17 protein-coding genes, 1 tRNA gene and 1 pseudogene are annotated in these 24,001 nt (G+C 38.1%); 9 read left to right on the forward strand and 10 right to left on the reverse strand.

Features of this window, described 5'->3' with window-relative positions:
- Positions 1-67 precede the first annotated feature (67 nt).
- Entirely contained in the window at positions 68-1,882 is a 1,815-nt protein-coding gene (locus CRJ00_RS04775; protein WP_218962184.1) for a fasciclin domain-containing protein, read from the reverse strand.
- 533 nt (positions 1,883-2,415) lie between these two features.
- Here CRJ00_RS04775 and CRJ00_RS04780 point away from each other — a divergent pair.
- Positions 2,416-3,018, forward strand: coding sequence for a hypothetical protein (locus CRJ00_RS04780; RefSeq protein ID WP_099365739.1), 603 nt, complete (start codon positions 2,416-2,418; stop codon positions 3,016-3,018).
- Positions 3,019-3,132: 114 nt separating this feature from the next.
- Here the strand turns inward: CRJ00_RS04780 and CRJ00_RS04785 are convergent, their stop codons facing one another.
- The 5 genes from CRJ00_RS04785 to CRJ00_RS04805 all read right to left on the reverse strand — a co-directional run bounded on the left by CRJ00_RS04785 (position 3,133) and on the right by CRJ00_RS04805 (position 12,744).
- On the reverse strand, positions 3,133-4,806 hold the full coding sequence (locus tag CRJ00_RS04785; protein ID WP_209023086.1) for a DUF4998 domain-containing protein: 1,674 nt from the start codon (positions 4,804-4,806) through the stop codon (positions 3,133-3,135).
- Positions 4,807-4,815: 9 nt separating this feature from the next.
- Positions 4,816-6,150 (reverse strand): DUF4959 domain-containing protein, encoded by a 1,335-nt coding sequence (locus CRJ00_RS04790; protein WP_218962185.1) that lies wholly within the window; start codon positions 6,148-6,150, stop codon positions 4,816-4,818.
- On the reverse strand, positions 6,119-8,074 hold the full coding sequence (locus tag CRJ00_RS04795; protein ID WP_099365740.1) for a RagB/SusD family nutrient uptake outer membrane protein: 1,956 nt from the start codon (positions 8,072-8,074) through the stop codon (positions 6,119-6,121). Before CRJ00_RS04795 ends, CRJ00_RS04790 begins: the two co-directional genes overlap by 32 nt.
- Positions 8,075-8,091: 17 nt before the next feature.
- Entirely contained in the window at positions 8,092-11,214 is a 3,123-nt protein-coding gene (locus CRJ00_RS04800) for a SusC/RagA family TonB-linked outer membrane protein (protein ID WP_099365741.1), read from the reverse strand.
- A gap of 348 nt (positions 11,215-11,562) precedes the next feature.
- Positions 11,563-12,744, reverse strand: a complete 1,182-nt coding sequence (locus CRJ00_RS04805; RefSeq protein WP_099365742.1) for an MFS transporter — start codon at positions 12,742-12,744, stop codon at positions 11,563-11,565.
- 95 nt (positions 12,745-12,839) lie between these two features.
- Between CRJ00_RS04805 and CRJ00_RS04810 the strand changes: the two genes are divergently transcribed.
- The 7 genes from CRJ00_RS04810 to CRJ00_RS04840 all read left to right on the forward strand — a co-directional run bounded on the left by CRJ00_RS04810 (position 12,840) and on the right by CRJ00_RS04840 (position 21,836).
- Positions 12,840-16,022, forward strand: a complete 3,183-nt coding sequence (locus CRJ00_RS04810) for a S41 family peptidase (protein WP_099365743.1) — start codon at positions 12,840-12,842, stop codon at positions 16,020-16,022.
- Between the two features lie 469 nt (positions 16,023-16,491).
- Positions 16,492-16,564 (forward strand) — tRNA-Lys (locus tag CRJ00_RS04815).
- An 816-nt stretch (positions 16,565-17,380) separates the two neighbouring features.
- Entirely contained in the window at positions 17,381-17,677 is a 297-nt protein-coding gene (locus CRJ00_RS04820; RefSeq protein ID WP_099365744.1) for a helix-turn-helix domain-containing protein, read from the forward strand.
- Positions 17,674-18,735, forward strand: a complete 1,062-nt coding sequence (locus CRJ00_RS04825; RefSeq protein ID WP_099365745.1) for a DNA methyltransferase — start codon at positions 17,674-17,676, stop codon at positions 18,733-18,735. The genes CRJ00_RS04820 and CRJ00_RS04825 overlap by 4 nt, the downstream gene beginning before the upstream one ends.
- Positions 18,728-19,540 (forward strand): DNA-methyltransferase, encoded by an 813-nt coding sequence (locus tag CRJ00_RS04830; RefSeq protein ID WP_099365746.1) that lies wholly within the window; start codon positions 18,728-18,730, stop codon positions 19,538-19,540. Before CRJ00_RS04825 ends, CRJ00_RS04830 begins: the two co-directional genes overlap by 8 nt.
- Positions 19,541-19,553: 13 nt before the next feature.
- Positions 19,554-20,810 (forward strand): hypothetical protein, encoded by a 1,257-nt coding sequence (locus tag CRJ00_RS04835; protein WP_099365747.1) that lies wholly within the window; start codon positions 19,554-19,556, stop codon positions 20,808-20,810.
- A 270-nt stretch (positions 20,811-21,080) separates the two neighbouring features.
- On the forward strand, positions 21,081-21,836 hold the full coding sequence (locus CRJ00_RS04840; protein ID WP_099365748.1) for an HNH endonuclease: 756 nt from the start codon (positions 21,081-21,083) through the stop codon (positions 21,834-21,836).
- A gap of 214 nt (positions 21,837-22,050) precedes the next feature.
- Here CRJ00_RS04840 and CRJ00_RS04845 read toward each other — a convergent pair whose 3' ends face one another.
- The gene (locus CRJ00_RS04845) at positions 22,051-22,542 is read right to left on the reverse strand and encodes a hypothetical protein (RefSeq protein ID WP_099365749.1); all 492 of its coding nucleotides are present in this window, start codon (positions 22,540-22,542) and stop codon (positions 22,051-22,053) included.
- 201 nt (positions 22,543-22,743) lie between these two features.
- Between CRJ00_RS04845 and CRJ00_RS04850 the strand changes: the two genes are divergently transcribed.
- Positions 22,744-22,950, forward strand: coding sequence for a hypothetical protein (locus CRJ00_RS04850; protein ID WP_099365750.1), 207 nt, complete (start codon positions 22,744-22,746; stop codon positions 22,948-22,950).
- A gap of 69 nt (positions 22,951-23,019) precedes the next feature.
- Here the strand turns inward: CRJ00_RS04850 and CRJ00_RS04855 are convergent, their stop codons facing one another.
- The 3 genes and pseudogenes from CRJ00_RS04855 to CRJ00_RS18775 all read right to left on the reverse strand — a co-directional run.
- Positions 23,020-23,502: a hypothetical protein gene (locus CRJ00_RS04855; RefSeq protein WP_099365751.1), complete on the reverse strand. Its 483-nt coding sequence runs from the start codon at positions 23,500-23,502 to the stop codon at positions 23,020-23,022.
- 23 nt (positions 23,503-23,525) lie between these two features.
- Positions 23,526-23,750 carry a hypothetical protein gene (locus CRJ00_RS04860; protein WP_099365752.1) on the reverse strand — a complete coding sequence of 75 codons (225 nt, stop codon included), beginning with the start codon at positions 23,748-23,750 and terminating at the stop codon, positions 23,526-23,528.
- Positions 23,751-23,805: 55 nt separating this feature from the next.
- Positions 23,806-24,001: pseudogene (locus CRJ00_RS18775) on the reverse strand (IS4 family transposase); the annotation flags it as partial.

The following is a 24,001-nucleotide window of genomic DNA, read 5'->3' on the forward strand; positions in this document are numbered from 1 at the left end:
AGTTGTATCATGAAAATTAGAATACAGCACCAACGAATAAGTTTGTACATAACGGTCAGGTAAATTATTATAACACTTTATTTATTACGTGTAGTACGCCATTACTTCCTTGTACATTGCTTGAAGAAGGTATAGGGTATGCCACATTATTTTGAAATTGAATTGAGAAAGTATTCCATGCACCAGAAAAGGTTAAATATTCTCCTTTTTTATTAGTTAGTTGACCTGTGAAAACACCATCAGTAAATAAATGCCTGTTTGTTACAATATGTCTATTAATCAGGTTTTTAGCAGCCTCAGCTGTTAAACTAGAAGGGCTTATGCCTGCAGCTGAAAGCGCCGCATTGGAAGGTGCAAAAACAGAATAGGTAAAGAATCCTGTGAGCTGAAGTTCTCCGGCCATTAAGGCTTTATCAACAATGGCTTTAAAGGATGATAAATTGCTGTTAGACTGGATTTTTTTCCAAACAGTATTATTAATATCTAACCTATCCAATGGATTTAAAAACCCATCAATTTCATATATAGAACCAGTTGGTTTTTCCCAAACAGGGCTTTTGGTAATTAGATTCACGGAATGCCCAGTGTGATCAAAAAATTTATTATCGTCAAATAAGATATAGCCTTCATCTGTAGGATAAAATCGTTTTTTAAATCCACCGTCAGTAAGGACATTAAAATGAAAAATTCCCGCTCTACACTCTTTTAATCTTTTCTCTAATTGTATCTGATCCATATCTTGAGCAAAAGGGGAACCCCATATTTCATCGCTTTGAACTAAGAGTGTTTTTGGACTATGCTGATAAAACAATACATCCACAATTCCAGCGCCTAATCCTTTATTTGTCATCATCCAATACCATTGGTTGTATATTTTATATTTCATCATGATACCTGAACGAACGCTGCTCATTTCTGGAGATTCCATTACTCGGTTAGTTTTATAAATAAATGAATTACTTGCCGGGGTTGTTCCAATAATAGATTCTAATACAGGATTGCCAAATAGAATGTAACCTGTTAATGCATTCCATTGGGGTTGGTTTCTTACTAAGTCTGAATGGTACCATAGATTAGCATGTACTGAAGAGCGGATTAGAGAATACATCACATGTTTAGGAACGGAGTCTAATGTGTTATCTATAAGATCCATATAAGGTTCGAAATATTTTTTAATCGCATCATCAGTAGGAGCGAATAATGTAGATAGCGTGTTTTCATCAGCTAAATTTCGCCCAAAGGAAAAGTTTTTATATAATGTTGTATCTACATTTCCTTGTTCGTCTACTTCTCCAAGAACATACTGAGAATGTCTTTCAATCCAACTGCTAAAAATGGAAAGATCTGGGTCTTTGGAAATGGCTAAATCAGTCCGTAAACTTGGAAATAATGGGGAGTCTAGAATATGAATGACACCATTTCTAGCTCCAATATCACATTGTGAAGTGGATATTTTTACTCCTTCTATATAAAAAGATTTATCCCCTTTTTTTTGATAGTTAAATTCAAAATCTTCCCCTTGAATAGTAAAGAAAGAAGGTGAAAAAATTCTAATATTTTTTCCAATATTTTTTCCTTCAGATCTAGTTTTATAATTAGTTACCCTACTCTTGTTAATAAGGTTTTCTGTAGAGGTGTATCGTTTTTCAAGATCATAAGTATAATACATTCCATTAATAAAATGATAATTAATATAGGCCCTAACTTCGGTAATAGGTACCTGGTCTAAGGAATTATAGTTGAGTTCATCCAAAAAATATGCGTTTAAAAATTCGTCTTTTGGAGCCAAACAAGTGTATATAGCAGATTCACTTAAGGATTTTCTCAAATTGGCACGATCAATTAATGAAATAAAAAGTTTGAATTCTCCTTTTTCTTCCAAAACCTCGAGGATGTTGTTGCCTAAAGTGCTTTCGGGATCATAATATGTGTCGAAGGTTTTGTTACAGGCGCACAAGGTCATCAGACTCAATATCAATAATAAAGTATAACAACGTAAAATAGTAGTATGCATAGCAATTTACTTAGGTTTATAATATCTTTTGTTTGTTATAATTGATTCATAATCAACGAATATAAATTATATTAATGTTGTTATGTACTACAAATATAAATATTACTTTTAAAAAATCAAGGCTTTGAATTTTATTTTTATATTATCAAATTGTTTTTTAATTTTTTACTAATAGTTATATAGTATTGTGATTATGGTTGCTTAGCCTTTCGGTATTTATTTTAAAGGAAATTAATCTTTTAGTTTTAATTAATTTTGTGAAGTTAAGTTGGAAACGAATAATGAGCAGTCTTATAAGTTAGGTTTATAATCCACAATTATTTAATTGTTAAGTCTAAAACATCCCATCATTTCTCCTTTTCTTTTTGCTTAGTTTTAACCCATACCTTAAAAAAACTAACATGTTAAGATTAATCTCTTTATTTATCCTACTAACCCCTTTATTTTGCAATGCTCAAGGCAATTTGCAAATACAACAGAAAGTAGACTCCCTCAGAAAAACCACTATTATCGATGGAAATGACAAGACAGTCTACCAAGTCTTCGATGATCTATTTGAAGAGATGTTACAGGCGGATACCATCAACCAGCAAATGCCGTCTATTAAAAAAGTAGGCGAACTATTACGTGATGAAAAATCTAGGAACTCCCATTTAATAAAATTGTTTTTTGGTTATCAGAATTATATATCAAATCCGCAGGCCAAAAACAACTCTAAATTTCAGGTTGATCTAATAGAGGCACTGAACATGGAAGTAAACGAAATTTATGGCAAACTTCCAGTTATCCTGTATATCTATCAAGCAGAAGCCTATAATGCGGATAAACGATATAAAGAGGCAGAGACATTAGTAGATAATGCCAGGGAAATCTATCCCAATGCCATTCCATTAAAAGTCTATCAGGCCATGGCCAAAAAAGATGAAAGCTTAAAACAGGAAGTCATTAAAGCAAATCCCAACCATTGGATGGTTCAATTAAGATTGAAGGAATCAAAACCATAAGATGAAAATTAATCAAGCAATAAGTCAAAAGCAAAAAACCTAATAGATCAAATACAAAAGGTGCAATCTCCCGACTGCACCTTTCAAACACATTTTATTAAGATTATGAAATTGCTATTTTGAGAACCTAAAATTCGCAAAGTAATAGGTTATTTCCGCTGGCGGATTAAACGTCAATGATGGTTCGCCACCGATATTCATCGCGATCACCCTCGTATGACGGTTCATCAACGTATTCAGATCAATCGTAACATCAGTCCACTTCTGCAAATTCTCATCTGCGATCTTATAATCGTTCGCATTGGTGTTCCACAATTCCTGACCAAATGTACTTTCCGTATTAAAAGCCCATAAATAATTCATGAACCGTGGCCATAACCTCTGATAAGGTGCATATACCCCACTAATTGCAGATTTTGCAGGCGAATAGACCTTGAATTTCAAGAAACGATATTCCGGCAGGTTAAAACGGTACTCCTTAGGAAGCACAAACACGAATGTTCCGTTCTTTCCTTTCATCGTAGCCTTGATGGGGTTCACAATACCTGTACCTGCAGGATATGATGTGGCAGGATTCACAAGATCAAGTGCCCAGCTGTTAGCATCCTGAATCTTACCGTCCAAGAAGAAATTCATTGGGATCAGCGATTCGTTAGGAACAGTTACATATTCAATGACCCCAGCTGCTTCAAAAGGCTGCAGCAAATGGTCGATACCCATGGAATTTGGCACATATTTTACCTTTTTGATCAAGCCTAAGGTCAAGAGATCCACCATGGTCTGTGCATTCGCATCTGTAATCGGCGTTACTTTCCGAATAAAAGGTAAATAATCACCCCCTCCAATAGTTTTGCTGATGCTGTTGCGATTGTATGCCTGGGTTTTCAGGTCAAAAATATCACCACCTGTCAAATCCAGCTCCTCCACTCCGGAGAAATAGAAAAGATCCTGCAGGGTGTTGGTATGTACCGGGAAAGTCAGCTTTTTGATGGAAGCTACGCCATCCGCAGTGAAGGTAGTAACCCCGTTGGCGGCAAGGATATCCCGTTCGGCCGCATTAAATGGCGTTGAACCCGTTGGCATATTGATCGTCAATGGACTAACCAATTGTACGGAATCCAAGATCGGTTTCCCATTCACCTTTGGTACAATATTGTAGGTCAATTGGATATTGAAAGGCTGTCCGGCGTTGAGGTTCGCCGCAAAGATCCGTGGGTTTCCCTCCTTATATCCTGTAACCTTCGTACCGCTTTTATCTGTGTACTCATACTTCATGCTGTTATAGTCCAAAAGGATAGAGGATAGGGACGTGGTCCAATCCAATACCGCGGCAGATGGCGAAGTTAGGATCCGGGGAGAGGCAACCACTAAGTTATCCACATCCCCTTTCGTATAAGGAATTACCGCGATGGTCTGAGGAACCGATTTATTGTTGAACTCGTCGATGGTATAGACCTTGATCCGGTATAACTTCGGCTGGGTCAGGTTTACCACATTTACCCAGGAAACCAAGGAGTCGATTACAATTTGTTTGTCGTCATATTCCACGATGGTCTTGCTGGATTTTCCCATGGAGATCTGGCTGGAAGGAACGCGTCCTGCTTTCATCAGATCCAATTCCACCCGCTCATAACCTATTTTACTAACAATAGTGTCGTATTTTGCCGGATAGACCACCTCATTCGAATAGGGTTCAATGTTATCATACATGCCCTTACAGGAAAACATGGCCGCCAATACCCCAAACATGAAGAAGTAGCTTCCGATTTTGCTTGATATCTTTTTCATAATTGTAGGTTAATTAGATTTTTTACCATAAAGTGTAATCTCCGAAAGACAGTTTGCATCATCCAGCGTATAATTTCCGTTGAAACTCTTTACTGCTTCGTACCGGAACCAACGTGTTGGTTTGGTATAGGCCGGTTCATCCGGATACATATAGGCCATGTCGCCCGCTTCACCTTTTTTCACAAACTCCAGTTCACTCAGTCCCAAAGGAACTATGATCTTGTTCTGGGAAACAAATTCCCAAGAATTGGTCGCATCATCCCAGATGTACATGTTGTACAATCCGACATTTTCGTTCCGGTAGTATTGACCGCGATTGATGTTGGCCAAGCCTCCAGAGTGTCGCTGAACCGTGATAATCCGGCTGAGTTCGTAATGAGCCCCTAGGTCAATGATAAAGTTCCAAGGCATATTCCCGTCTGCGGTCTTTCCGGTCTTTCCACGGCTATTGGTGTGCATAAAATTCAGGTTATCGCCACGGTCAATGATATCATCGATCACATACCGGTTCCTACCTTCATAGCCATTACCAAAAACCATTGGAACTCCTCCAATGGAATCGTTCGGGTTTGGAAGAACCCAGGCGCTCTTTTCGATCTTATTATCCTCATAAAGGGAAATCTGCCCCTTGTCGATTGTTTCTGTGATGTTTCCATAGGTATCTTCTACCCGAACCTTCACATCCACTTTCTCTGATGGATTAAGAAATAGGTCGTTGATAAAACGGCGGTCCTTTTCCAAGTTGGATGAGAAAACCGAAGTCAGGGTTCTGGTTTCGCCATTCTGTGGAAAAGTGAAATCCACATACACATTGATGTTCTGCATCAATTCATTTTCCCAATCTAAAAAGAAGGAGCTGAAACCCGGTTTTACCTGTAAGGAGTTCGCCACCCTACTGAAGGCGGGCTCCAGAGGATTGACCTTTACATCCAATGCCTCCGATCGATTCCCTGTACGATCCACGGCAAATAACTGAACCGAATACTCGTCTGTGCTTGGAAACCCATAGACATCCAGGGAGTCCGTGAAATAAGAAGCGGCAAAGGTGAATTTCTTTCCTTTCGGATTGGTATAAATCGCTTCGACACCCATTAAATCCTCATCATTGGGCAGGGTATAATAAAATCGGGCACCCCCATAAAGAGGCTTATAGGTCTTTAGGGTTACTTTTCCTGGAGGGGTGCTATCATCACTGTTCGGTTTGAAGCGCTCCACTTCCTTACAGGAAGAAAGAACGGCTATTCCGACTAGGAGGGATAGAATATTTATAGCTAATTTTTTCATGATCTTTCTGAATAAGTGTTGAATGGAATTACCATCCTGGATTTTGAATAAGTTGTCCATTCGTGTTCATTTCATTTAAACTGATTGGCCATAGGCAATCCGTGATGGTAAATCTACGCTCTTGTTTTACCTCCAGGACAAAGAAGGTTGACCCTGTGGTCCCGGTATGCGTCCATCCCCAAATAGGCGAGGAGAATGCCGAAGTCGCCCTTTTGTGACGCCACATATCCCAGAAATGAATACCCTCGAATGCAAATTCAATACTTCTTTCTTCCAAGATGATATCTCGCAATCCTTCTTTGGTCTGGTGTTTGCCAACAGTTCTTGCCAAGGATGGATCGGACCATACATCTTCCACATTCGGCACGCCGGCACGATTACGGATCTTGTTGATCTCGTCATACACCGCTTGGGATGGTCCGGTATACTCATTCATCGCTTCCGCTTTCATCAAGTATAGATCGGCCATACGGATGATAGGATATGGAAACTTGATCGTACGCTGCCAAGCCCCCGATTGGGACTCCGGATGAACGAACTTTTGGGTCCCGATACCTGTGGTCAGGAAATCCGTGGTATGTTGGGAAGAATTATATCCCCCATGAGCATTTCCGTACATCATGGTGTTGATCCTTACGGCATGTCCCCTCCAATATCCTGCTGTAATCCCCAAGTTGGCATAAAACCGTGGTTCCCTGTTCATGTAGAGTTTGATGGTCTCTGCACCGGGCTGCATATAGCCGTTCCAATGGTTATAGTCAGGTTCAGCAGCTCCTGGTGTGCGGATGATCTCATGACGGTTGTTGTAGTCATAGGATAGATCCTGATCGATAGGTAATCCGTTCTCGGTATAATAACGCTCGGCCATCTGATAGGTCGCTGCCATCCATTGCCAGGAGAAGGTGGCGGTATTGACCACCCCATCTCCGTATCCTTCCGGCAGACGGATGTTGGAAGAATGCGCCAGTTCCCCTTGTTCGTAATAGTCAAGGTTGGAGTTCGCCCAAACCAATTCCTTGTTCCAAGGATCTACGATCAACATCCTTAAATCGTATAGTTTTTGCATACGATCTTTGTTGCTTGCAAATGCCTCCCGATCGTAGATAAACGGTTCTTTTTCGTAATGGTAGAGCCCGATGCCATTGGCCTCGCATAAGGCAATGGATTCGTTGATTGCATCCAATGCTTCTTTCCATTTTTCCCTATTTTCCTCCAAAGGGAAGAACGGTTGGCCATCCTTATCGTAGAAATCGCCGAAGTATTCGCGGTTACCATTGAAGAATGGGCTGGCTCGGAAGAACAGTACCCTCGCTTTGATCGCTTTGGCGGCTACCTGATCTACCTGACCCAAGTTGTTGGAAGTGGCTCTTTCTACAAGATCTGGAATCGCTTCCTCCATTAAGGTTAAGATATAATTGAAACAATCCTCCACTTTCTTTCTTGGAATGAAAAGTTCCTCTTTGGTAGATTCTGGAGTTGCCATTTTATCTGGGATGACAATCGGTCCATAGCGTTGCACCAAAAGGAAGGTATAATATGCTTTTAGGAATTTGACCTGTGCTTTCCAATCTTTTCTTTCCCCCTCGGTCATGTCTTTCACATTATCGATGTTCGACAGAAAGACATCGGCCTGACGAATGCCCACATACAATGGTTTTCCTCCTTCGGTTCCCGACCAAAAGCCTAATTGTGGGCTGGTCTGTGATTGCAGGCCGCGCATGATGCGGATGGCACGCAGGTTCGATTGTGTGTTGTTCAGGTCCAGACGGCCGATCCATTCATCCCCAAGTGTCCAACTTGTCACGTGGGTCTTGTCGTCCTGTGGCATATAGCTATATACTTTTGCCAGAGCATTATAAGCATCGATCTTGAGGTTGAAAATGTCCTCCAATCGAAGTGTGTTATCGGGTACTACATCGAGGTACTTGCTACAAGAACCCAATGCCAATGTCGCTGCAAGTATGATATATTTTAATGATTTCATTTCTCGGTTCTTTTAGATTAATAAGTCAATTGAATACCTACGTTGAAACGTTTGTTAGGAGGGTATCCCAATCCATTTCTTCCCATTTCCGGATCCCATAATTTGAATGGGCTGGTAACGAAAAGGTTCTCTCCAGAAAAGTAGATGCGGCTTCCAGGATTCAAACCGAAACGTTTTAATGTTTTCGGGCTGAAACCGACCTCAACGGATTTCAGGCGAAGGAAGGATCCATCACGCAACCACCAAGAAGATTGTTGGATATTGTTCTCAATCGGGTCGGTGGACAGTCTTGGCCAGAAAGCATGGGTATTCGGATTGGTTTCGCTCCAATAATCATTGGCAATGATAGCTAAGGTATTTCTTCTGTTTGCAAAAGGGGCAATACCAAAATTACCGGTGGATAGGTTGGACTCACTGGTTGCATTGATGAAGAACGATACGTTTTTGTTCCCTTGGAAGAAGAATGAAAAGTCGAAGGCCTTATAGCCCATGGACAGACCAAAACCATATTGGATCTCTGGTACTGTTGGGTATCCCATTGGGATACGGTCGTTGCTGTTGATCACCCCATCGCCATTGATGTCTTTGTATTTGATATCGCCTGCCATATATTCACCGAAATCCTGAAGCGGTGAGTTGTTGATTTCGTTTTCATCAACGAACAAGCGTTCTGCCAATAGGCCCCATTGAAGGTTAATATTCTGGCCTTGACGTTTTAGGTAAGCGTCTGGGTAATCCCGCTCATCCAATTCCAATAACTTATTAACGGCATAGGTAAAGTTGGCACGACCGGATAACCAGAAGTTTTCATTGAAGTTCTTCATGTAATCAACGGATCCATCGAAACCTTGGGAACTTGCTTTCCCTACGTTTCCACTTACGCTAGCCTCTAAACCTGCTGAAGAAGGGAAGTTCTGGCGCGTCATATAGATCTTGCTACGGATATCCTTAAAGAAGTCGGCGGTAATTTTTAGGGATTCGTTCATGAAATTGGCTTCCATACCGAAGTTGTATTTTTCTGATTGCTCCCAGGTGATATCCGGGTTGGCATAACGGTTTACGGAATAGCCACCATAGGAATTCATGAAACTGGTTCCCCAACGGTAAGCGCCGCCACCCATACTGATGTCGGAAAGGTAGAAGAAACGACCAGCACGTCCTGCGATGGCATCATTACCCACCAGACCCCAGGTTCCGCGTAATTTCAACGAGCTGAAGAAAGGTTTTAAAGGTTCGAAGAACTTTTCATTGGAAACCATCCAGGATACACCTGCGGAAGGGAAAAACCCGTATTGCTTTTCACCGGTGAACTTTTCCGAACCATTGAAGCCATAACTGAGCTCCATAAAATAGCGGTTGTCAAAGTCGTAGGTCAAACGTCCGGAGTTACCCATGTTACGTTCAGGTAAGGTTTCATAGATGGATGAACTGTTTCCTGCGGTAAGAAGCTTTTCTTCCATCATCCCTACGGTCATGGCGCCTATATTATGTAATCCGAAATTTCTGTTCCAGTTCAAGCGAGCCTCAAAGTAATAATGACCATTGGCATCTCTTCCCGGAACCACATCTCCTAAATATCCTTGTCCGGTTGTTGGGTTTAAGGGATATAGGGTATATTCGCCAGTGATCTGGTTATAGTTTTCCAGGTCATAGTAAAAAGGATTGTAATTACGGCGGCTGGAATACTTGCTCCAGGTACTAACCGAAGCCTTACCTTGGATTTTCAGCCCTTCGGTCAAGAAGGCAAGGTCTTGGGAAAGAGTAGCCTGTGCCACGATATTACTTTCGTTGCGGTCCTCATAACCCCTAACCATTTCTGCATAAGGGTTCTGTTTTAGGGAACCTGTTACGAATGTATTTCCAAAGAGCGTATGCTCTGTAAATTCATTTTGTGCATCTGGCTCATATACGGCCGGAAAATCCACCGGATTACTGTTCATGGTCATTCGGAAGATGTTACTCGCAGAGGCATATGGTCCGGTATAGCGCTCAAACCGACCTTGGATACGGGTATCCAACGTGGTGGTTTTGGTCAATTTGAAGATAACATTCGAACGGATAAACAGCCGGTTGATATCGATGTTGTTGTTGAAATTATTTCGGCTATCCACTTTCAATAACCCCGACTCCTTGTCATATCCTGTAGATACGTAATAAGTGGCCACCTGTCCACCGCCAGATAGGTTCACATTGGCTTTGGTGTTGGTGGTTGATGGATTGAACAAGGTGTTGTACCAGTTGATGTTAGGATAGATCATTGGGTTTTCATTGTTCAAGGTAGACTGGATCTTCTGCTCGGAATAATAAGCGCCCAACACCGGGTCACGAGTAATGCGGGCCTGGTTGTACAACCGCATGTATTCCACCCCGTCGATCATATCGATCATCTTGGTTGGCATGGCGGTATTTACATCCACACGTGCATTCACAGATACCGGCCCTTCACGACCAGCTTTTGTGGTCACCATGATGATACCATTTGCTCCACGGGCACCGTATAATACCGTAGCGGATGCATCCTTTAAAATGGAAAAACTTTCGATATCATCAGGTTGTAAGCGGGCTAGGTTATCAACGGAGGCTTCAAAACCATCGATCAAGATCAACGGAGAGGCTTGGTATCCGAAGGTGGTTACCCCGCGGATGAAGAACTGGGCATTGTCTGCTCCTGGTTCACCCGACGTTTGATAGGAAATAACGCCAGGTATTTTTCCGGCAAAAGAGCCGGTTAGGTTGGATGCCGGGATCTTTAGATCTGCGGCTTTAACCGTTGTGATAGCTCCCACGACACTGGTTTTCTTCTGTGTTCCAAAAGCTACAACGGTTACTTCCTCAATGTCGCTGCCGTCCTCGAACATGGTAATTTCCATGATGTTTCGGGCATCTACCACTTGGGAAATCTTTTTGAAACCAACGCCGGTAAAAGATAGGCTATCGCCTACATTGGCCGTCACTTGAAACTCTCCATTGGAATTGGTCGCTGTCTGTGGTACTTGGTTTTTCGATACGCTGACCCCCTCTATCGGAGCCCCATTTGTTGCGTTTTTTACCACACCGGTAATTTGACGCTGGGCCATGGAAAGAAATGGCAACGTAAGAAAAATGAGTAAAACCAACAGCTTGTTTTGAGGTTTTTCCATAAAATAAGTTAGTTAGGTTTAAAATTTTAGGATGTAATATGTTTATCCTAGGTAAATAAGTTTTTATTCGGTTGTTGTTTTAAAGTTATTGATAAAGCTTATATAAACAAAGAAAATAATCATTAAAAAATTATTAAAGCTTTATTAACCTTGCTTTTTGTTTTGAAAAATAGGTTTGGAGGGGCTAAAAGATGGATTTGCCTTATTTTATGTTTCGAAATTCAATAAACGAAAAGGAAGATATTCATTTTTGTATAAAACACTAACCATGGATTAATTTGTTTAATCTAGATAGTGCTGATATGCAGGTTTTTTTAAAATGGGCGTTCATGGTTATCCATGCAACAATTAATCTCTTTTAAAGATTTTAAGTCTACTGCACATGATGAACATCAGCAAACCAAAAAGAGAAAACAAGGCAAAAGAATAGCGAAGGTTGAACAGTTCGGCGATATACCCAATCAAAGGCGGCGCCATTAAGAATCCAAGGAAGGATATGCTGGATACCATAGCCAATGCAACACCTGCGGGAATGGTTTTATGTTTTCCTGTTACACTGTAAACCGTAGGGACATTGCAGGCTACACCAAGGCCAACCAGCATAAACGCCAATGTGCATACATATAGGTTAGGGAAAATAACCGAAACCAACATGCCAAAAAACATCAAAATCCCTGAGATCTGCAAAGTGCGTTGTCTGCCAATTTTAGCGATGACAGCATCGCCTATGAAGCGTCCCAAAGCCATCATCACCATAAAAGATCCAAATCCTAGGATGATCAGTTTTTCTGGAGCTTTTACCACTTCTGAAAAATAGACGCCACTCCATTCGAACATAGCACCTTCTGTAGCCATACTAAAGAAACCAATGATACCAAGCTGAATGATCAAACCATCAGGTTTGAATTTCGATTTTTCTTTTTTCTCCTCTTCTTTCTTGATTTCGGGAATTAGAAAGTTCCTATTGAGCAATACATTGACCAGGAGCAGCACACAAATTCCTACAAACTGTTGTATGCTGGTCCATTCCAGATTCATGCTTAATATCCCGATCAGTGCACCGGTAAACCCGGCTAATGACCAGGCTCCATGAAAAGAGGACATGATGGGTCTTTCATACAGCTCCTCCGCCAACACACCCTGTGTATTCACGGATATATTGCACATATTTCCCATGACGCCAAAAAAGAACAGGGAAGCGCCGAGCATCCATATATTTGGGGAAAAACCAATAATGATCAACAGAAGCGCATAAAATGCAGATGCCCAAGGCAATAAACGATGACTACCATACCTATTGGTCAAAAAACCAGCTAGAGGGAGCGTCAGCAATTGACCGATGGGGATCATCAGTAATAGAGTTCCCAATTGGGCTTCAGAAAGGCCTAATGCGGTTTTGATAGTAGGGATCCGACTTGCCCATGTCGCAAAACCAAGCCCCTGTCCGAAATAAAATAGGGATACGGCTAAACGGATCCTTTTTTTATATTGTTGACTGATGTTGGGTTTTATTGCTGTCTGGGAAGTCATGTACCTGTGATTTTCAGCAAAATTAGATAAATAGATGGAATTTGGGTTTCTGAATGTTACATTTGTTCATTCAGTACATATTAGACACCTAATACATGAACAAATCAATATTAACCCTTGCCTTGCTCCTGGCTGGAGGAAGTGCATGCATGGCGCAAGTTCAACCCACTTTTCTTTCGAACCCAACATTGAGTCCTGATGCGAAAACCATCGTTTTCAGTTATGAAGGTGATCTATGGAAAGTGCCCAGTACAGGAGGAAATGCTTTACGCTTAACGGCCATGTCTGGAAATGAAGTTTCCCCAAGAATCTCTCCCGATGGGAAATGGTTGGCATTTTCAGCTAATCAGAATGGAAATATGGATGTGTATGTGATGCCCTTGGAAGGCGGTGACATCCAACAGCTGACCTACCACGAATCTTCCGATGAGGTGGATAGTTGGAGCTGGGATAGCCAGAATGTCTACTTCACATCCGGAAGGGAAAACCGAATGAGCAGTTATAAGGTCAACAGCAAGGGCGGGACAGCCCAACGTATCATTCCCCATTTTTTCAACTATATCCATGGGATGGTAGAGACCCCAAGTGGAGAACTCTTGTTTACTGATACTTGGGAGAGTTATACAGCTGCCAATAGAAAGCGCTATAAAGGAGCTTTCAACCCGGATATTAAAGGGTATAATCCGAAGGATAAATCCTTCAAGGAATACACGAATTACATCGGTAAGGATCTATGGCCAACGGTGGATAAGTCCGGCAAGATCTTTTTTGCTTCGGATGAAGGAAACGATGAATACAACCTTTACACCTTTGAGAATGGCAGGAAAACGGAACTGACCAATTTTAAGGAATCCATCCGTTCGCCACAAGTGGCGGCCAATGGCTCTTCGGTAATTTTCGAAAAAGGCTATCAATTGTACATCTATGATGTAGCCAGTAAAAAAACAACTCAACCTTCTATTCTTCTTGGTAGAAACCAAGTGCTTGGAAAATCGAAGGAATTTGATGTTAAGGGCCAAATCTCTAATTATGATGTATCTCCGGATGGTAAAAAACTGGCCTTTGTTTCACGTGGAGAGTTGTTCGTTTCGGATATCGATGGAAAATTTGTTCGGCAAATGCCATCTTCGGGCGAGCGGGTAATGGAAGTGATCTGGTTAAAGGACAACAAGACCTTGGTTTTCAGCCAGACTTTTGCTGGATACCAGAACTGGTTCAGCCGTTCAGCAGATGGAAAAGGGGAGACCAAACAGTTGACCTCCGACAAGAGGAACAATAGGGATATCAATTTCAATAAGGAAAGAACAAAGGCGGTTTACCTATCAGGCCGAGATGAGGTAAGGATCTTGGATCTGAATTCCCTGAAGAGCAATACCATTGTGAAGGATGAATTATGGGCATTCCAAAATTCATCCCCTTCATTTTCACCGGATGGTCAGTATGTGCTGTTCACAGCCATGCGTAATTTTGAACAGGATATTTTTGTTCACTACCTAGCCAATAACAAAACCCATAACCTGACAAATACAGGCGTATCGGAAACCTCTCCGGTATTCTCTGCTGATGGAAAGTATATCTATTTTGCCGGAAATCGCACCAAGCCATCTTACCCAATGGGAATGGGGAATGCCAGCATCTTCCGGATGGCCTTGGAGAATTTCGATGAACCTTATCGCTTGAGCAAATTTGATGAGCTTTTTGCAGAACCTAAAAAGGAACAGAAAGATACCAGCAACAATATGAAAACGCCTGAAAAAGATAAAACGGTAAAAACCGCTGCAGCAAAGCCAGAGCCGAAAACAGAAACCAAGAAAAATGTGGTCAGCATCGATTTCAATGGTCTGTTGGACCGGATCCAACAGGTGAGCCCATTTGCGGGTTCACAAAGTGGTCCACAGGCATTTGCCAAAGGCGAGAAACAGTTTCTGTTCTTCCAATCCAATCATGAAGGAAATTTTGGGCTATACAGGATAACGTATGAACCATTTACAGCAGCAAAAACCGAGAAAGTGATGGATGGAGGTTTCGGCCACATCATCGAAGTGGATGGAAAGTATTTTGTACTGGCACAGGGCACTTTACAAAAGTACAACATCGATCAGAACCGGTTAGAGCGGGTAGAGATCAGCTCCAAATTCAACAGGGATCTGGATAAGGAATTCCAACAGATGTTCTATGAGACCTGGGCAAATGTGGAGGAGAACTTTTACGATCCTTCCTTCCATGGGGTGGATTGGGAAGGCATCAAGCAAAAATATGCTTTCTACCTGCCTGGAATAAACAATAGACAAGACCTCCGGATCATGTTGAACGATATGTTGGGCGAGCTGAACTCCTCTCACATGGGATTCAGTACGATGGGATCTGATGAAAGAAAAGACTTCAATTTTGTGAGCAATGAATTGGGGGTTACCTATGATCCATCGAACCCCTACAAGATTTCGCGGATCGTAAGAAACAGTCCGGCATCCCGTATAGGGGTTGATCTGCAGGTAGGGGATGTGCTGGTGGCAGTCAATGGTACCAAGATTGATAGATCCTTGGATCGGGATTATTACCTGACGATGCCTTCCTTAGCGAGCGAACTGCAATTGACGGTGAATAGAAATGGAAAAGATGTGGATGTGAATATCCGTCCGCAAAGTGGGGCAGCCTTTAAGGAATTACTGTATGATGAATGGATCAAAGGAAACCGTTCGAAGGTAGATCAAATGAGTGGCAACCGTATTGCCTATTCGCACATGAAGAACATGGGGGCAGGCGAACTGAACACCTTTTTGTTGGATATGGCCGAGCAGGAAAACAATAAAGATGCCATCATTTTGGACCTGAGGTATAATACAGGAGGAAATGTTCATGATGAGGTATTACGCTTTTTGTCGCAGAAACCTTATTTGCAATGGCAGTACCGTGGCGGTAAGAAATCGCCTCAGAGTAATTTTGCTCCCGCTGCCAAACCTATAGTGCTATTGATCAATGAGCAATCCTTAAGTGATGCAGAGATGACGGCTGCAGGATTCAAGGAGCTAAAACTTGGCAAGATCATCGGAACAGAGACTTACCGCTGGATTATCTTTACCTCTGGTAAAGGATTGGTGGATGGTTCTTTCTACCGATTGCCATCTTGGGGATGTTATACCCTGGACGGAAAAGATCTGGAGTTAACGGGTGTTGCGCCAGATATCGCTGTAAAGAATACGACAGCAGACCGCATGGCGGATAGAGATCCGCAATTGGAACGCGCTGTGCAGGAAATCTTAAAGGACCTGAAGAAATAGGCAAGAAAATAATAAACAACAGATAAAATTAAGCCCCTGTATGGAATTCAATACAGGGGCTTGTTTTATTAATAGGTAGTATAGGCTGCTATCCATGTGCATTTAGACAGCTGTATCTGATTATCCCTTCCGGACTAATTATTCAACTCTTAGTGAATTCTAAAGCCAGTTAGACCAGGTGGTTTCCTGAGGCAAAAAAAAAAATGTTAGAAGGGATATATTAAATAAAATCTTTTCAAAATTTTTAAAAAATGTTTCATAATGTTGAAAAATATAAATAGTTGGGATACCCTTAGAACAGATTTTTTTAAGGTTGTTATAAGGTATTTCAGACATTAGAATAAGGAGATTATTTAACTGTGAATTTTGAAATGTAGTTTTTGACTACTACATTTTTGGATGGAAAGCAGTTTTGTATCAAATCACTCTTATGATATTGCCTAATTGTTCGTACATTTGGATTAATGACGACTTCGTAGCTCAGTTGGTAGAGCAACAGACTCTTAATCTGTGGGTCCTGAGTTCGAGCCTCAGCGGGGTCACTGGAAACCATCTCTAGATAATAGGGATGGTTTTTTGTTTTATGACTCTGAAGTGCGCTTTATGCCTGTTTTTTTTAAGTTCAGTTAAAACGAGGATTAAAAAATTCTATTAAATATTCCTTTCATAAAAATAAAGAAAAAGCAGTAAAAATGTTTGTTTTCGTCTCACTTTCGTCTCACTTTTTGAAGAGACCAAGATATTGGACTCCATTTTTTACAATTTAAACCCATTGAAATTTTCCGTGCCCCTCCAATTTGCACAAGCTCAGAATTGCTCGCCGACTGCGAGTTGAACGCAGGTCGTTGAAAAAAAGTCCGCAAGGACGATTCAACGATATATACGAAGTATACGAAGACTGTTGGCGATATTTTTGAAAATGAATTGTGTGGTGGGTATATCAAAAATAATGACAACATCGAAGCCTAAGTGATCAGCAGGCGAGCCAAACTCTAAAAGTGGTTGGATTTTAACCAGGTATGTCAATACCTAGTTAAAAGACAAAGGAACTTTTATGGAGTGAAGGGATTACCAAGCCAATAATTATGACAAACAGCGTAGCTCTATAAATAAATTACGGGAAACCGTTTTATTTATAGCTTGGTTTGGCGTATATTAATGGCGGTAATTCCAAAACGGAATGCCTTATAACCTATTATAAATATTCATAATTTTAGTTTAAAATTTAATATTGGTTAGCCCCCCCTTATTTTCAGTATTGATTTTTTAAGGATAACTTAAAAGGGAGAAATAAGAAAACTGAATTCAAAAATAATTATTATATTTGACCTAAATTAGTCAAGTCTAAATTTGGTAAAATGACACTTGGACAAAAAATAAGAGAATTACGAGAATCTAAAGGTATGCTTCAAAGGCAATTAGCATCCATACTTGAGGTTGGAGATGGTTTTTTAAGTAAAGTTGAATCTGACCAAAAGGCATTGAAAAGAGAACACTTGAAAACAATTAGTGAAACATTCAACTATTCATACGCTGAATTAGATGCTTTGTGGATTGGTTCGAAGATTTATGATATTGTCAAGAATGAAGACGAGGCTATAAATGCCTTAAAAGTCGCAGAAGAGCAGGTTAAGTACGAGAAAAAAACTAAATGAAATACCATTTCTATAAAAAAGAGAAAAAAGAAGTAGTTCCTGTAAAACAGGAACAACAAAATATACTTGCGAGAAGAAAACTCAATGAAATTTTGAAAAATAGAGTTCAATTGAGAATTCCAAGTAGATTTATTGATAATTGGGATGATGTTGCTTTATTTCACTCCGCAGGTGATTTAGATAAGGCGAATGCTATTCTTTTTCCAAGTGAAGAGTCTGCATTCGCAATAAATAACGGATTGAATGATTTGACAGCAAAAGAATGGTTACCTGAAACAATTACAGTATTTAGTCAAAAGGGCTTGGGTGCAGGCAATAAAGATGCACAAATTGAAAAGCAACATCCCGCGCCTTTTTCATTTCAAGACGTTGGTAGACTTATTCAATTTTTTACAAAAGAAAACGATAAAGTACTGGATCCTTTTTCTGGTGTAGCATCAACAGTCAAAGCATGTGCTTACAATAAAAGAATTGGATACGGTATAGAATTAAATCTAAAGTATCATAATCTAGGATTACAAAGAATCAAATTAGAGGTTCCTGATAATTTTCCTTTTAAAGAAAAGCAGTATTTAATAAATGGTAATAGTCAAAAGGAAATTAAGAAGTTTAAAAGTAATGAATTTGATTTTATTGTAACAAGTCCTCCTTATTGGAATATATTAGAAACTGTTGACCACAAAGGTAAAGAACGAGTGGAAAACAATTTAGACTATAAGTATAGTGACAATAATGAAGATTTGGCTAATATCGAGGATTATAAACAATTCCTTAATACACTTGCTAAGTTTTTTAACGATTGTTCTAAGCCTTTAAAAGTAGGGAAATATATGTGTGTAATTGTTAGTGACTTTAGAAAAAAAGAAAAGTACTATACTTTCCATGCGGATTTAGCTAACGAGATAGAAAAAAAGGGGAATTTTGCTCTAAAGGGAATTAAGATATTGTATCAAAGGCATAAAAGTATTTACCCTTATGGATATCCTTTTTCGTTTGTTCCGAATATGCACCACCAAAACGTTTTAATTTTCCAAAATATCAAAAAAAAAGATGATTGAGATAAATAAAATATACCAAGGAGACTGTATTAGAGAAATGAATAAACTGGAAGATCAGTCAATTGATTTAATTATTGCAGACCCGCCGTATAACTTGAATAAGGATTTTGGAAATTCTTCAGACAATTGGAATAATGTAGAAGATTGGATTGTATGGTCTAAAAAATGGCTTGATGTTGCGATTCTGAAATTAAAACCAACAGGATCTATTTTCGTTTATGGTATCCATCATTATTTATGTCATCTTCATGTTCATTTATATCAAAAAAATTTAAAGTATAGAAGGCAAATAATTTGGTATTATGAAAATGGATTTTCAGGATATAAAAATTCTCCATCAGCAAATTATGAACCAATTCTTTGGTTCTCTAAAACTGACAATTACACTTATCATCAAATAAGAGAACCATATAAGAGTACGCAACGATTAAAAAACAAAATAACAAAAAACGGTAAAATTTGGACACCTCATCCAGATGGAAAACATGCAGGAGATGTTTGGAATATTCCTGTACTAGCAGGAAAACGATTTTCACAGGAAAAAGTTAATCATCCAACGCAAAAGCCATTAGCAATTTGCGATAGAATTATTAAACACTTTTCTAACGAGAATGATTTAATTCTTATTCCTTTTGCTGGATCAGGTAGTGAATGTGTTAGTGCAATTAATAATAATAGAAACTTTATTGCTTATGAGAAAAACAAAGAATATATTAAAATAGCTAATTCTCGTATAAAGGAATTGAACATCAAAAAGCAAGATATTGAAAAAGTTGAAACAAATGTTATATTTGTTTCAACTTAAATTCTGAAAATTAATGAAAAATTTTCCTCATCAATTCAATGATTTAGACAAACTATTTAATGCATTATCATCAATTAAACAACTGATAGATGAGGAAATAGCCTTAAAAGATGAAAATTTCGGTGAGATTTTAACAAGAAATGGTATTTATACATATAGAGAAAAGCACCTTACAGTAGATGAATTTCTTGCATTAGAAGAAGAAAAACCAAAGTCAAATAGAGGGTATTTAACTGTCGCTAGGGATATTAGACGTCTATTTCAACTTCTTGGTTTTTTGACGGTTTACGAGAATAAATCTGGTGTTCTTAGTCCTCAAGCAATACAACTTTTATCTTCCCAAAGTGTAGGGATAAAAAGAGAATTATGGAAAAATTCTTTTTTACAATTGGGGCTAGAAGGAAATGATGGGGAAATAAGTCATCCATATAGAATCTTACTAAAACTTGTTCAAGATAAATCAGGAATTGAAACAAAGAAATTGATGCTTTCACTTGAAGCTGAAAATGATTCCCCTGAGGAATATGATAGAATAATACATCTATCTGAGTTAACATTCCAAGAAATACTTGCTGTAACCGGTACTTCAGAAGCTATGGCAAAAAATGCAGTTAAAATTCTTCCGGGAATTGCAGAACAATTGGGAGATATTACAAGAAAGGGGAATAACTCTTATCCCATTGGAAAAGTTATAATTACGGAGGATGAAGTTTTAACCATTATACCAGAGGAAACAATAAACGAGGATGGGATTCCATATTCTCAATATAGGTCTGTGACATCTGACACAATTGCCGTTGATCCCATTTTTAATATTATTTCAACTGTAAGTATTGATTACACAGAATCAATTAGGATCCGTCAACAGCGTTTAGCTGAACATCAAGAAATAGTAAGAAGACTTGGGGTATTTTGTGAGCAAAAAGGATTTGAATTGTACGAAGGTAAATTTGATTGTTTATCAACATTGGATGAAACAGCCTTAGTTTTTGAAATTAAAACAATTTTAAATTCAATCTCTGATCAAGAAAAACAAACGATTAAAGGCGTAGGACAGCTTAAATATTATAAATTTTCTATTGTAAATAGACAAATGGGTTATGAAAATATAAATGAGTTTATAGTATACTCCCAAAGACCACTAAGTAGTCTTATTGAATTCTGCACAATGGAAAACATTAGAGTTATTTGGTTAGAGGAAGCGATATTTAAAACTTACAATGCAACAACATTTGAAGATGAGAACTTTGACCCTTTAAACTTTATATAAAAGGATAAATATCAAAAGAGCTGAAAACATTATTAGTAAACTTGAAAAATCAAGAACATTTTAAAAGAACTTATTAAAAGTAAAGATATTCTCTTACATTAAAAGTATCTTTTAACCTTTCAGTTATATTAACCAACATCTGAACCAAAACCTTCACACGCCTCAATATCTATACTTGACAGCATCCAAAATATTCAAAAATTTGGACTTCAATCTTTTTTCACTATTTCCCCTTTGAAAATTATGCATAGCACCAAAACTTGACTAAATATGAAACTGATAAATAATAAAAATCAACTTATTAAGAACATTGACACATTAGAAGGTTACTTAACAGAAGGAGATGAATATTCAATGAATGAGGCTAAAGCATTAATTAAACGAGGCACTTGTTTCGTTGCTTACGAAATTGGCAAAGAGATTCGATTTGCCCCAAGTCGATTTATTGGTTACAAAAACAATAAACTTGAAAAGCATTCTGTTTCAGAAGAAAAAGACGGTAGAGAAACTAATAAAGCTATTATCAAAATTTTAGAATCAAAACCTCTTTTGAATGACAAGTTAAATGAAAAGTATTTAAAATATTGCAATCTTCTTGGTATTCAACCTAGTGAAAAGGGCTCTTTTGGAGCACCCAGAAAATTTTGGCAATTAGAAATAAGTCGAGATTTCGAAAACAACGCAGATTTAACAGGTGAATTTCCAGAAGGCAAAATTGTTGAAAGAACACATAAATATCGGGAGAGAAATAGCCGAGTAATTTCCCTTGCAAAGGAGAAATTCAAAAAAGAAAACGGAAGATTATTTTGTCAAGTTTGTGGATTTGATTTTGAAAATATCTATGGAAATATAGGTAAGGACTTCATTGAAGGACATCATACTATTGCTGTTAGTGAAATGTCAACTGATCATATAACTAGAGTAGAGGATATTGCAATGCTATGTTCAAATTGTCATAAAATGATTCATAAAAAAAGACCATGGTTGACAATGGATGACATAAATAAACTTCTGAAAAAGGAATAGCATGACTAACACTTTTTCTTCTTTATCAAATTTTTTTAAAATTACATTTGGACACCAAAATCTGCAATGATAATCCTTTGAAAATTTTCGTGCCCAACCTTCAAAATATTATAAATTAAACTTTATAAGCAATGAGTAGGATATGCCAACAAAAAAAAAGTAAAAAATTTTGATTTTTATTTTAACAATTGTTCTATTAGGTTAATAACTTAGACTATAAATCGATATTTAATACAGATTTAATTAAATAAAAAAATATGGCTAGGAAAATTGCAGAGCCAATTGTTACGAGCCAAGGATTTGTCCACCATTTCTTTTTCAGAGACGGCAATTCATTGACATTAATAGATTTATTGTTATCACTGTTTATATTAACACCTTGGGAGTTAGAAATTGTATTATTTATAGTGATATTTTGATTTGAATCATACGTTTTTAAATTTTGCTCCACAAAATTAGTTTTAGAAAAAAAAACTATTCCCTCTTTAGTTAATTTCACAAAATGAGGATCAGGATCTTTAGAATTAAAACCTTTGTGGTCTATTTTTATATATTCATACGCTTCGGCAATTTCATATAAAGATTGTGCATACGCTCTATCCAAATTACATTGAGTATAAACATCATACCAAGACATGCCTTGCCTGTTTTGGTAAAGGAGACGCAAGATTTTATCAAGGTCACTCCACTGAGTTGCATCCATCATTATTATTTATGAAATCAAAAATAAAATATTCAAGGTTTAAAAAACTAAAAATAAAGTTCTTTTGGGATATTTTAAAAATATAAAACAGGACTCGAAATCCTAAAAATAAAAATCCTTTGAAATTTTCTTGTCCCACTTTAAAGAATAAAGAACAATTTATCTATATTCAGCAGAATAAAAAATTAAAAAATCTTTAAAAATATGAATTGGGTAAAAACAAGTGAAAGACTTCCAGAAGCGAATAATGATTTTCATGTAATTTCTGTTACTAAAGGAAATGACACGTTTTTAGCAGTAGCTTTATACATGAAACATGATAAGAAATGGTATTATTTAGATAGAGGTGTGCCAGGTGATGAAGTATTAGAAAGGGTTAATGCTTGGGTAGAACATATTGGCGTTTATTAGAAAATAAATATCTAATAAAAAATAAAGCCTCTTCTAATGGAGAGGCTTTATTTATATTTAAGAATTTTATTACTCTAATCCATCAATAAAGGCTGTTTTAGTAACATTATGGTGTGAATTATTTTCAGCTAAATCAATCATTTGAGAAATTGTAGAAAAGCAATCACTATTCAAAGAACCAATGTGTATTTTCCCTTCTAAATCACCACTTGTAAATTCGTAGATTCTCCTTAGGAGAGTATTAGTAAAATAATCACCTATAAGATCTTTTATCCGATGATCTAGACTATAAACTATACTAAATATACCTTCAGGGGAACAGCCCAAAGAAACTATTGCAAATGGAGTTGTAATTTGTTTAATTAATGATTGCGATTGCTTTGAATTCAGGAAATCACTCTTAACACTAAATCTTAGCTCTTCTTGTTTAAGCCAAGATTGGACTCTCAATAAAGTTTCTTCAATGTTTTTAAAAGCCTGTTTTATAGCGTTATTGCGATTTTGTATTTCATTAGTTTGAGTACAAGATGCATCAATATAGTGTGTTGACATATTATGAAAAGATTAATACTTGCTTATAATAACTTTCTGTATTTATTATTGGTTTTGTCAATTAACTCTGCCAATTCAATTCCGTAAAAATCATTATACTTTTTAAGCTCCATTCTAAGTTGATAAACCTTGTCGCTAAATTCATCTTCTCTTGTATATTCATTAAATTTAATCAATCTGACATCAAAATAATATTCAATACAGTACTGTCCTAAATAAATTTTTTGGCATAAAAAATCCTTCTCCATTTGTGTTCAATTGAAGAATTTGGTTAATTACTGGAAAGGTATCCTATGTGTGTTACTAAAAGAGCACATATTGTCCTTTTTTATCGGGAGGTTTTCCTGAAATGAACGGATCATCCGCCCATTTCCACAGATCAATTTTCACGAATATGTTCAGCCTGATAAAGTTGACCAGATTCGAGAGGTTCCAGTCGTACTTTGCTTTCTTCTGAATGTACTTAAAGAGCAGGATCCCGATAAGTGCAGTCCATATT

Source organism: Sphingobacterium sp. 1.A.4, assembly GCF_002734245.1.
Classification (GTDB): Bacteria; Bacteroidota; Bacteroidia; order Sphingobacteriales; family Sphingobacteriaceae; genus Sphingobacterium; species Sphingobacterium tenebrionis.